Origin of the sequence: Mycobacterium sp. AT1, assembly GCF_002043095.1 — a bacterium.
Classification (GTDB): Bacteria; Actinomycetota; Actinomycetes; order Mycobacteriales; family Mycobacteriaceae; genus Mycobacterium.
The window spans coordinates 48524-59142 of sequence record NZ_MVOC01000033.1; the positions used below are offsets into that span (position 1 = coordinate 48524).

Annotated in this window: 10 protein-coding genes; all 10 read left to right on the forward strand. The window is 69.0% G+C overall.

Going from position 1 to position 10619, the window contains the following annotated elements; genetic code table 11:
- Positions 1-16: 16 nt before the first annotated feature.
- The 10 genes from B1790_RS15615 to tsaD all read left to right on the forward strand — a co-directional run bounded on the left by B1790_RS15615 (position 17) and on the right by tsaD (position 10304).
- Positions 17-1471, forward strand: coding sequence for an APC family permease (locus tag B1790_RS15615; RefSeq protein WP_079924168.1), 1455 nt, complete (start codon positions 17-19; stop codon positions 1469-1471).
- Positions 1472-1549: 78 nt separating this feature from the next.
- Positions 1550-2428 (forward strand): SDR family NAD(P)-dependent oxidoreductase, encoded by an 879-nt coding sequence (locus B1790_RS15620; RefSeq protein WP_079924169.1) that lies wholly within the window; start codon positions 1550-1552, stop codon positions 2426-2428.
- A 143-nt stretch (positions 2429-2571) separates the two neighbouring features.
- Positions 2572-4026 (forward strand): NAD(P)H-hydrate dehydratase, encoded by a 1455-nt coding sequence (locus B1790_RS15625; protein WP_079924171.1) that lies wholly within the window; start codon positions 2572-2574, stop codon positions 4024-4026.
- Between the two features lie 12 nt (positions 4027-4038).
- Entirely contained in the window at positions 4039-5430 is a 1392-nt protein-coding gene (locus B1790_RS15630) for a glutamate decarboxylase (RefSeq protein WP_079924172.1), read from the forward strand.
- A 47-nt stretch (positions 5431-5477) separates the two neighbouring features.
- Positions 5478-6647, forward strand: a complete 1170-nt coding sequence (alr, locus tag B1790_RS15635) for an alanine racemase (RefSeq protein ID WP_079924174.1) — start codon at positions 5478-5480, stop codon at positions 6645-6647.
- Between the two features lie 23 nt (positions 6648-6670).
- Complete coding sequence (locus B1790_RS15640; protein WP_233165145.1) at positions 6671-7738, forward strand: alpha/beta fold hydrolase; 1068 nt, start codon at positions 6671-6673, stop codon at positions 7736-7738.
- The gene (gene tsaE / locus B1790_RS15645) at positions 7731-8198 is read left to right on the forward strand and encodes a tRNA (adenosine(37)-N6)-threonylcarbamoyltransferase complex ATPase subunit type 1 TsaE (RefSeq protein ID WP_079924177.1); all 468 of its coding nucleotides are present in this window, start codon (positions 7731-7733) and stop codon (positions 8196-8198) included. The genes B1790_RS15640 and tsaE overlap by 8 nt, the downstream gene beginning before the upstream one ends.
- Positions 8195-8824, forward strand: a complete 630-nt coding sequence (tsaB, locus tag B1790_RS15650) for a tRNA (adenosine(37)-N6)-threonylcarbamoyltransferase complex dimerization subunit type 1 TsaB (RefSeq protein ID WP_079924193.1) — start codon at positions 8195-8197, stop codon at positions 8822-8824. The genes tsaE and tsaB overlap by 4 nt, the downstream gene beginning before the upstream one ends.
- Positions 8821-9285 (forward strand): ribosomal protein S18-alanine N-acetyltransferase, encoded by a 465-nt coding sequence (rimI, locus tag B1790_RS15655; RefSeq protein WP_079924178.1) that lies wholly within the window; start codon positions 8821-8823, stop codon positions 9283-9285. Before tsaB ends, rimI begins: the two co-directional genes overlap by 4 nt.
- Positions 9282-10304, forward strand: coding sequence for a tRNA (adenosine(37)-N6)-threonylcarbamoyltransferase complex transferase subunit TsaD (tsaD, locus tag B1790_RS15660; protein WP_079924179.1), 1023 nt, complete (start codon positions 9282-9284; stop codon positions 10302-10304). Before rimI ends, tsaD begins: the two co-directional genes overlap by 4 nt.
- Positions 10305-10619 lie beyond the last annotated feature (315 nt).

A 10619-nucleotide genomic window follows, 5' to 3' on the forward strand; every position in this document is an offset into this window, starting at 1 on the left:
AGGAGCCTAATTCGCCATGAGCACTGAAAGCAGATTGGACACCAAACCCTCGGATGGCCGCCTCAGAGGTGGAATGGGGGTCTTCGACGTGATGTTCACGGTCATCGCCTACAACGCGCCCGCGGTGGTCTTCCTGGGGGCCTTGCCAGTAGCGATGCTCATAGGCAACGGCGCGGGCACCCCTGTGCTGTTCCTCGTCGCCGGCGCCCTGCTGATGGCACTCGGAACTGGACTCCTCAACCTCTCGCAGTCGATGAAGCGGCCGGGTGGCTTCTACGCCATCGTGTCGGTAGGGCTGGGCAAGGTTCCTGGACTCGGAGTGGGCTTCGCGGCGATCCTGACGTACTTCTGCGCACTCCTCGGTGCGTACTGCATCGGCCCAATCGGACTGATGAATCTGCTGGAGACCGAACTCGGAGCGCCCGCCATTCCGTGGTGGGTGGCGGGCGTTGTCATGGTGGCCGCCATCGGCGTACTCGGCTTTCTGAACATCCAGTTTTCGGCCCGGGTGTTGTACGTGTTTCTCGGCTGCGAGTTCCTGATGATCCTGGTCTACATCGTCGCGGTGTTCGTTCGAGGCGGTGCCAGCGGAATCGGCTTCACCAGCTTCACCCCGGACTCGATCTTCTCCGGCAGCCTTGCGGCCGGCTTGCTGTTCGCGATTCTGTGCTTTGGAGGCTTCGAGGCCACGGTCATCTTCCGGGAGGAGGTCACCAACCCCGACCGGACGATCAAACGAGCCACCTACGGCACGGTGGCGCTGATCGCGATCTCCTATGCGCTCCTGGCGTGGGCGTTCGTCAACGCCTACGGACCCAATGCCGTCATGGCCGCGCTGGAGGAGGACGTCACGGGGGCGGCAGCCGCCAGCGTGCGCGACTACGTCGGTGAGGGAGGCTACGTCGTGGCCAACGTCCTGTTGGTCACGTCGTCCTTCGCGCTCGGGCTCGCGGCCCACAACGTGCTCACCCGATACGTCTACAACTTCGGTCAGGACGGGATCCTGCCCACGTCGGTCGGCGTGACGCACCCGCGGCAGGGCTCCCCCTACATAGCGTCGATGGTCATCAGCGTGCTGTCGCTGGTAGGTGTTGCCGTCATGGCGGTCGCGCCCGTGGCCTCGGGCACGCTGTACGCGACGACGGCGGGCCTTCTGTCCTACGGCATGATCATCATGCTCGTGGTCGTGTCGCTCGCTGCCGGCGTCTACATGATGAGGACGGGATCCTCGTCGCGGATGCACGCCGCGCTCATGTTCTTCGTCTGCCTGATCCTGACCGCGGTGTTGATCTCCGCGAGTGTGCGTTTCGACCTGCTCAGTGGTCTGGCCGGTACGTCGGCCGTCGTTGCCATGGCGTTGTGCTGGGCATTCATCTTGGCGGGCTCGGGTGTCGCACTGATATGCCGCTGGAAGAAGCCCGCCGTCTACGCCCGAATCGGGCGGGAGGAGGCCGCGGCGCATGACGAGTGATCGAGGTTCGGTTGCCGCTGCAGGACGTCTCTCGCGGCTGGGGGCACCCCTCGGCTCGACGCAGGAAGGGCTGACGTGATGGGCATCCTCGACGGGCGACGGGTCGTCGTCACCGGCGCGGGGTCTGGACTGGGAGCTGCCTACGCGCGATGCATTGCGGCCGAGGGCGCGGCGGTCGTCGTCAACGATCTCGACCCGGAGGCCGCCGAAAGTGTCGCGGCGGACGTTCGCGCGCACGGCGGACGGGCCGTTTCGTTCGCTGCCGACGTCTCCGATTGGGCGGCGTCGGCACTGTTGATCGCTACCTGCCTCGATGAATTCGGGGAGATCGACGGTCTGGTCAACAATGCGGGGATCATCGGTCAGGTCGGCTCGATGCTGGACACCGAGCCGACGGCGGTCGCGGCCGTGATGAGGGTGAACATTCACGGCACTATCGCTCCGAGTGTGCACGCAGCACGCGCCATGGTCGCCGGCGGCGGTGGCGCCATCGTCAACGTGTCCTCTGGAAACCAGTGCGGGCATGCCGAATTCGCTAGTTACGGCGCGTCCAAAGGAGCAGTGAGCAGCCTGACGTATGCATGGGCGGCCGAACTGGGTCCGAAGGGCATCCGGGTGAACGCCATTTCGCCCAACGCGCATACGAACATGACGGACGATCTCGAGGCTCAGCTCGGCAGCAACCCGGAGGAGCGTGACTATCCGTCGGAGAGCGACAACGCTGCCGTGGTCACGTATCTGCTCAGTGACCGCGCTGCGCACCTCAACGGACAGGTGATCCGCGTGGACAAGGATCTGGTCAGCGTCACGTCGCACCCGGCAGTCGTTGAACCGCGGGTTGGTGTTCGCTACACGCCCGAGAGCGTCGCCGCCGTCTTCGACCAAGATCTCCGCCACAGCCTCCAACCCTTGGGAATCTCGATCGCCGCGGTCCATCATCTCGATTCGCTCTACTGAGCACCGCGGCGTGAGGCCGGCAGCCCGAGAACGGCGACCTCCGAGATGAACAGGGTCACCGTGCGGCGCCTCTACGCCGTCGAACGCGTGTCATCGCCCGTACTAGGCCGAAGCAGACAGGGTCGGCACGTAACGTAGGCCGGGTGCGCCACTACTACACCGCGGACGTCATCCGTGAGGCGGAGGCGCCGCTGCTGGCCAGCCTGCCAGACGGCGTGCTGATGCGCCGGGCCGCCTTCGGCCTGGCCGGTGCGATCGCGCGCGAATTGCACGCCCGTACCGGAGGGATCGCCGGCCGGCGGATCTGCGCGGTCATCGGTTCCGGCGACAACGGCGGCGACGCCCTCTGGGCGGCAACGTTCCTCCGCCGACGTGGCGTGCGTGCGTCCGCGATCGTGCTCAACCCGCAGCGAGTCCATCACGCCGGACTGGCCGCGTTCACCCGCTCCGGCGGGCAAGCCGTCCAAAGCCTGCCGCAGGCAACGGATCTGGTGATCGACGGCGTCGTCGGCATCTCCGCCAGCGGGCCACTGCGCCCCGACGCCGAAGCCGTCTTCGCCGCCGTCGACGATGCCGGCGTCCCCGTCGTGGCGGTCGACCTGCCCAGCGGGCTCGACGTCACCACCGGCGCGGCAGACGGACCGCACGTCCGGGCCGCGCTGACCGTCACCTTCGGCGGCCGCAAACCGGTTCACGCCCTGGGAGATTGCGGCCGGGTGGAGCTGGTCGACATCGGTCTCGACCTGCCCGACGCCGACCTGGTCAGTCTGGAAGCGGTCGACGTCGCCGCCCGGTGGCCCATCCCCGGGCCCCGCGACGACAAGTACACCCAGGGCGTGACCGGCATCCTGGCCGGCTCGAGCACCTACCCCGGCGCGGCGATCCTCTGCACGGGCGCCGCCGTGGCCGCCACCTCTGGCATGGTCCGCTACGCGGGAACCGCTGCCGCCGAGGTCGTTTCGCACTGGCCCGAGGTGATCGCCACGTCGTCGGCCGAGGACGCGGGTCGCGTTCAGACGTGGGTGGTCGGGCCGGGGATCGGGACCGACGATGCCGGCGAGGGCGCCCTGCGGTTCGCGCTCGACACGGACCTGCCGGTCGTCGTCGACGCCGACGCGCTCACGATCCTGGCCGCCCACCCGGAGCTCCTTCGCGGTCGCACGGCGCCGACGGTGTTGACCCCGCACGCCGGCGAGTTCGCCCGGCTGGCCGGCCACCCGCCGGGAGACGACCGGGTAGCCGCCACCCAGGCGTTGGCCGACCAGTTCGGTGCCACCGTCCTGCTGAAGGGCAACGTGACGGTCATCGCCGAACATCCTGGGGCGAGCGAAGCGACGGGGGACAGGTCGACGCCACCCGTCTACCTGAACCCGGCGGGCCAGTCCTGGGCGGCGACCGCAGGCTCGGGCGACGTGCTGTCGGGTGTCATCGGGTCGCTGCTGGCCGCCGGGCTGCCCAGCGGTGAGGCCGCCGCGATGGCCGCGTTCGTCCACGCCCGTGCCGCCGGCCTGTCGGCTGCCAGCCCGGGACCACGGCCCGCCCCAACGTCGGCCTCGGGAATCCTCGGCCACATCCGTTCGTCAATCGCGAATCTCTAGAAGGGACACCAGATGTCACACAGGCACACACCGTCGGCTTCGATCTCTCCGGCATACACCGGCCGGCTCTCGACCTCGCCAGTGCCGACGCTGCGCATGCCCGACGAATCGATGGAACCGCAGGCCGCCTACCGCTTCATCCACGACGAGCTCATGCTCGACGGCAGCTCGCGACTGAACCTCGCGACGTTCGTCACGACGTGGATGGACCCCGAGGCCGAGAAGCTGATGGCCGAGACGTTCGACAAGAACATGATCGACAAGGACGAATATCCGGCCACCGCCGCCATCGAGCAGCGGTGCGTGTGCATGGTCGCCGACCTCTTCCACGCCGAGAACCTCCGCGACGACGACCCGAGCAGCGCCGTCGGAGTGTCGACGGTGGGCTCGAGTGAAGCCGTGATGCTCGCCGGTCTGGCGATGAGCTGGCTGTGGCGGCAGAAGGTCGGCGACGGAAAGAACGGCTGGCGCACGCGGCGGCCGAATCTGGTGATGGGCTCCAACGTTCAGGTGGTGTGGGAGAAGTTCTGCCGTTACTTCGACGTGGAACCCGTCTACCTCCCGATGGAGGAGGGGCGCTACGTCATCACCCCCGAGCAGGTTCTCGGCGCGGTGAACGAGGACACCATCGGCGTCGTCGCCATCCTTGGCACCACCTACACCGGTGAACTCGAGCCGGTCGCGGAGATCTGCGCGGCCCTCGACGACCTGGCTTCCCAAGGCGGAGTGGACGTTCCGGTGCACGTCGACGCCGCCAGTGGTGGCTTCGTGGTGCCGTTCCTGCACCCGGAGGTGATCTGGGACTTCCGCCTGCCCCGCGTGGTGTCGATCAACGTCAGCGGCCACAAGTACGGCCTGACCTATCCGGGCATCGGCTTCGTCGTCTGGCGCAACGCCGACTACCTGCCCGAGGAGTTGGTGTTCCGCGTCAACTACCTGGGTGGCGACATGCCCACCTTCACGCTCAACTTCTCCAAGGGCGGCAACCAGGTCATCGGGCAGTACTACAACTTCCTGCGCCTCGGCCGAGCCGGCTACGGCCAGGTGATGTCGTGCCTGTCGACGACGGCGCGTTGGCTGGGCGATCAGCTGCGGGACGGTGAGCACTTCGAGCTGATCTCCGACGGCTCGGCGATACCGGTGGTCAGCTTCAAGCTCACGGGCGACCGCGGCTACACCGAGTTCGACGTCTCGCACGCGTTGCGGGCCTACGGCTGGCAAGTACCCGCCTACACGATGCCTGCCGACGCCACCGACGTCACCGTGCTGCGGGTCGTGGTCCGCGAGGGCTTCTCCACCGACCTGGCGAGAGCACTGCGAGACGACCTGCTGACCGTGCTCAAGACACTCGACGAGTTGAAGCCCAACGGGCACTTCGACGAGGTGCAGCCGTTCGCCCACTAGGGCGGCTCGAACGCCGCCGCAGGCGGTTCTGAGACAATCGTGGCCTGATGACCGTGCCTCCGACCGAACTGCCGACCTCCACCGCCGTCCCGACCGCGGTGGTGGATCTCGGCGCGATCCGGCACAACGTGCGCCTGTTGCGCGAGCTCGCCGGGTCTGCCGATGTGATGGCCGTCGTCAAGGCCGACGGCTACGGTCACGGCGCGGCGCGCGTCGGCCAGGCCGCCGTCGAGGCGGGCGCGTCGGAACTCGGCGTCGCGACCCTCTCCGAGGCGCTCGACCTGCGTCGGGACGGTGTCACAGCCCCGGTGCTGTGTTGGTTGCATGCGCCGGGCACCGACTTCGCACCCGCCCTGATGGCCGACGTCCAACTGGGGGTGTCGTCGACCCGGCAGCTGGGCGAGGTGCTCGACGCGACCCGACGCACGGGCCGCACCGCGACCGTCACCGTCAAGGTGGACACCGGCCTGAGCCGCAACGGCGTCGGTGCCGCCGAGTTCCCGGCCCTGCTGCCTGCGCTGCGCAACGCGGCTGCGGACGGGGCGATCAGGCTTCGCGGCCTGATGTCTCACCTGGCCTGTGGTGACGATCCGACCAGCCAGGCCAACGACCGCCAGGCTCGACGCTTCGCGGAGATGCGCACGCAGGCCCGCGAGGCCGGCGTCGAGTTCGAGATGCACCACCTCTCCAACTCTCCGGCCGCCATGACGCGGCCGGACCTGGCGTTCGACATGGTGCGTCCCGGCATCGCGGTGTACGGGCAGACCCCGATTCCGGCCAGGGGCGACATGGGCCTGCGACCCGCCATGACGTTGAGGTGCCCGGTCGCCCTCGTCCGCCGGCTCGCGGCGGGCGACGGGGTCTCCTACGGCCACACGTGGGTCGCCGACGCCGACACCACCGTCGCCCTCATCCCGCTGGGGTACGCCGACGGCGTGTTCCGCGGTCTGAGCGGTCGGATGTCGGTCCTGATCAACGGCAAACTCCGACCGAACGTCGGCCGAATCTGCATGGACCAGTTCGTGGTCGACCTCGGGCCGGGACCGGTCGACGTGAGTGAGGGGGACACCGCCGTCCTCTTCGGGCCCGGCGACGACGGTGGACCGACGACGCAGGACTGGGCGACGACGTTGGGCACCATCAACTACGAGGTCGTCACCAGTCCACGCGGCCGGGTGTCTCGGGTGTACGTCGACGAGTCGGGCGGAAGTCGTTGAGCCGCAAGCGAAGAGGTCAGTGGTTGGCCGGCGTCGCCGGCATCTCGGCGGTCGGCGGACTGGCCGGTGCCACCGTGGCGCGCTCCCTGACACGCCGCGTCACCGACGTCGACCCACACCTGGACGAGGACTTCGAGATTCTCGACGCCGACCGAGGATGCGTGGTGACGACGTCGGACGGCGTTCCCCTCGCTGTCAGGGAGGTCGGTCCGGAGGACGCGCCGCTGACGGTGGTCTTCGCCCATGGTTTCAGTCTTCGCATGGGGGCGTTCTACTTTCAACGGGCGCGGCTGACCGAACAGTGGGGGTCGCAGGTCCGCATGGTGTTCTACGACCAGCGCGGGCACGGTCAATCCGGCGAGGCGTCACCCGAGTCCTATACCGTCCCCCAGCTGGGACAGGATCTCGAGACGGTGCTGTCGGTGATGGCGCCACGCGGGCCGGTGGTACTCGTCGGACACTCCATGGGCGGGATGACGGTGTTGTCCCATGCCCGCCAGCATCCGCAGCGCTATCCCAGCCGAGTCGTCGGCGTCGCCCTGATTTCCTCAGCAGCCGAAGGGGTTTCGCGTTCTCCGCTCGGCGAGGTCCTGAAGAACCCCGTGCTGGAAGCCGCCCGCTTCGCCGTGCGCTACGCGCCGAAGATGGTCCACCGCACCCGCGGTGCGGCGAGTTCGGTGATCGGCCCGGTGCTGCGGGCGGCGTCCTACGGCGACGAGAAGGTCAGCAGGAGCGTCGTCGCGTTCTCCGAGAGGATGATGCACGACACGCCTATCGCCACCCTGGTCGGCTTTCTGCACGCCCTCGAGGTGCACGACGAGACGGCAGCCCTTCCCGTTCTCGCCAAGGTGCCGACGCTGATCGTCTGCGGTGACCACGACTTGCTGACACCGAAGGAGTACTCGGAGGCCATGGCCGCTGAGCTGCCGAAGTCCGAGCTCGTCATCATCGGCGGCGCAGGACATCTCGTTCAACTGGAGCAACCGGAGATCGTCGACGACGCGTTGGTGCGACTCGTCGAGCGGGCGACGCCGTCCAAGCTGGTCGCGATGACGCGTCGGCTGCGGCAGCGGGTGCGCAGCCATGGCTGAGATCCTCGAGGGAACCGCGGAGCTGCCGACCGCGGAGGACACCCTCGCCTTCGGCGCCAGCCTGGGAGCCGACCTCGTCGCCGGTGACGTCGTCGTCTTGTCGGGGCCACTGGGTGCGGGGAAGACGGTGCTGGCCAAGGGAATCGCCAAGGCGATGCACGTGGGTGGCGCGGTCACCTCGCCGACGTTCGTGTTGGCGCGGGTCCACCCGGCGCTACGGGAGGGCACACCCGCCATGGTGCACGTCGACGTGTACCGGCTGCTCGACCACGCCGGGGCGGATCTGCTCGCCGAACTCGACTCCCTGGATCTGGACACCGATCTGGAGGACGCCGTCGTGGTGGTCGAATGGGGCGAGGGGCTCGCGGAGCGGTTGTCCGAGCGCCATTTGGACATCAGGCTCGAGCGTGGCGGCGCCACGGACGTCCGAATTGCAACCTGGAAGTGGGCGGGAAGATGACCGTCGTCCTGGCGATCGACACCGCCACCCCGGCCGTCACCGCGGGGGTGGTCCGCCGCGGGCCTTCCGGTGTCGAAGTCCTCGGCGAGCGGGTCACCGTCGACCCGAGGGCCCACGCCGAGCAACTGACTCCGAATGTGTTGGGCGCCTTGGCCGATGCCGGGATGGCGATGGCCGACCTCGAGGCCGTGGTCGTCGGGTGTGGTCCCGGCCCGTTCACGGGGCTGCGCGTCGGCATGGCGACCGCCGCGGCGTACGGACACGCACTCGGGCTTCCGGTGTTCGGCGTCTGCAGTCTCGACGCGATCGGGGTGGACACCGCGGGCGACGTGCTGGTGGTCACCGACGCCCGCCGCCGCGAGGTGTATTGGGCGCGCTACCGCGACGGAGTCCGGGTCGACGGTCCCGCGGTCAACGCACCCGCCGACGTGCCCGCCGACGCGTCGGCGGTCGCCGGTTCACCCGAGCACACTGCGCTCTTCGGTTTGCCGCAATTGCCGCCCACCGTGCCGACCGCGTCCGGGCTGGTACGCGCCGTCGACTGGGACACCCCGCCAGAACCGTTGGTGCCGTTGTACCTTCGGCGTCCCGACGCCAAGCCTCAGCAGCAGTCGGTGCGGCCGTGACCGTCGAGTACGGACCGCTGACGATCGGTGACGCCGACCGCTGCGCCGCCCTTGAGGCCGAGCTGTTCCCCGGCGACGACCCATGGCCCGCAGTGGCGTTCATCCGCGAGCTGGAGTCGGCGCACAACCACTACGTGTCGGCACGACTCGAGGGCGAACTGGTCGGCTACGCCGGTGTGAGCAGGCTGGGCCGCAAACCACCGTTCGAGTACGAGGTGCACACCATCGGCGTCGACGAGCGCTTCCAGGGGCGGGGCATCGGCCGTACCCTCCTCGACCAGCTGCTCGCCATCGCCGACGGGGGAGACGTCTTCCTCGAGGTGCGCACGGACAACGCGGCGGCGATCGGCCTGTACAAGAGCGTCGGCTTCGCCGTGCTTGGCGTCCGCAAGCGGTACTACCGGGTCAGCGGTGCCGACGCCTACACGATGCGGCGAGTAGCGGGGAAAGAGGCACGATGATCGTCTTGGCCATCGAAAGTTCCTGTGACGAAACGGGAGTCGGGATCTGCGCGCTCGACGACGACGGCACCGTCACGCTGCTGGCCGACGAGGTCGCCTCCAGCGTCGACGAGCATGCCCGGTTCGGCGGCGTCGTCCCCGAGATCGCGTCACGCGCACATCTCGAGGCTCTCGGCCCGACGATGCGCCGGGCGCTGGCCACCGCCGGTGTGTCGAAGCCCGACGTGGTCGCCGCCACCATCGGACCCGGCCTGGCTGGCGCCCTGCTGGTGGGTGTTGCTGCCGCCAAGGCGTATTCGGCCGCCTGGGAGGTGCCGTTCTACGCGGTCAACCACCTCGGCGGGCACCTCGCCGCCGACGTCTACGACCACGGACCGTTGCCAGAGAGTGTGGGGCTGCTGGTGTCGGGCGGGCACACCAACCTGCTGCACGTGCGATCGCTGGGCGAGCCGATCGAGGAGATCGGCAGCACCGTCGACGACGCGGCCGGTGAGGCGTACGACAAGATCGCCAGACTGCTCGGCCTCGGCTACCCGGGTGGCAGGGTGCTCGACGACCTCGCCCGTACGGGCGACCGAGACGCCATCGTCTTCCCGCGGGGAATGACCGGTCCCCGCGACGACCCCTACGCGTTCAGCTTCTCGGGGCTCAAGACGGCCGTCGCCCGGTATGTGGAGTCGCACCCCGACGCCGCGACCGCCGACGTCGCTGCGGGCTTCCAGGAAGCGGTCGCCGACGTGCTCACGAAGAAGGCCGTCCGCGCCGCGGAAGCCCTCGGCGTGTCGACGCTGTTGATCGCGGGCGGTGTCGCGGCCAACTCGCGGCTGCGCGAACTCGCCGAGGAGCGTTGCGCGGCAGCCGGTTTGACGCTGCGGGTGCCACGGCCCCGGTTGTGCACCGACAACGGCGCGATGATCGCCTCGTTCGCCGCGCACCTGATCGCCGCGGGTGCGCCGCCGTCGCAGCTGTCGGTGGCGACCGACCCCGGCCTGCCGGTGGTCCGCGGACAGGTCGCCTGACGCCGCCACAGCCGCCTGACGCCGCCGCAGCCGCCTGACGCCGCCCCTACACCCGAATGTGGCGTGCTGCCACGGAAACCCGCCGAGCCTGGAAGCCCATCGGGGACAGGCGGCCGCGGCTCAAGGCCAGGTTCGCATCCGCGGCAACGGCCTCGACGGGCATGTGGCACAGCCGAACTGATCAGATCCCAGCCGTGGCGGCGTGGACCGCTCAGAAGGGTGGAGGGCTGGGGTCGTCGTCGACGGCGGCCGGGGGTGTGGGTGTGGTGGTGCGGAGGCGGTGGTTGGTGGCTCGTTCGGCGGTGATGTCGTGGG

Bases quoted from the DNA above. Each gene is read 5' to 3' on its own strand.
- tsaD (WP_079924179.1), top strand. From the start codon at position 9,282: ATGATCGTCTTGGCCATCGAAAGTTCCTGTGACGAAACGGGAGTCGGG.
- tsaE (WP_079924177.1), top strand. From the start codon at position 7,731: ATGGCTGAGATCCTCGAGGGAACCGCGGAGCTGCCGACCGCGGAGGAC.
- tsaB (WP_079924193.1), top strand. From the start codon at position 8,195: ATGACCGTCGTCCTGGCGATCGACACCGCCACCCCGGCCGTCACCGCG.
- B1790_RS15615 (WP_079924168.1), top strand. From the start codon at position 17: ATGAGCACTGAAAGCAGATTGGACACCAAACCCTCGGATGGCCGCCTC.
- alr (WP_079924174.1), top strand. From the start codon at position 5,478: ATGACCGTGCCTCCGACCGAACTGCCGACCTCCACCGCCGTCCCGACC.
- B1790_RS15620 (WP_079924169.1), top strand. From the start codon at position 1,550: ATGGGCATCCTCGACGGGCGACGGGTCGTCGTCACCGGCGCGGGGTCT.
- B1790_RS15630 (WP_079924172.1), top strand. From the start codon at position 4,039: ATGTCACACAGGCACACACCGTCGGCTTCGATCTCTCCGGCATACACC.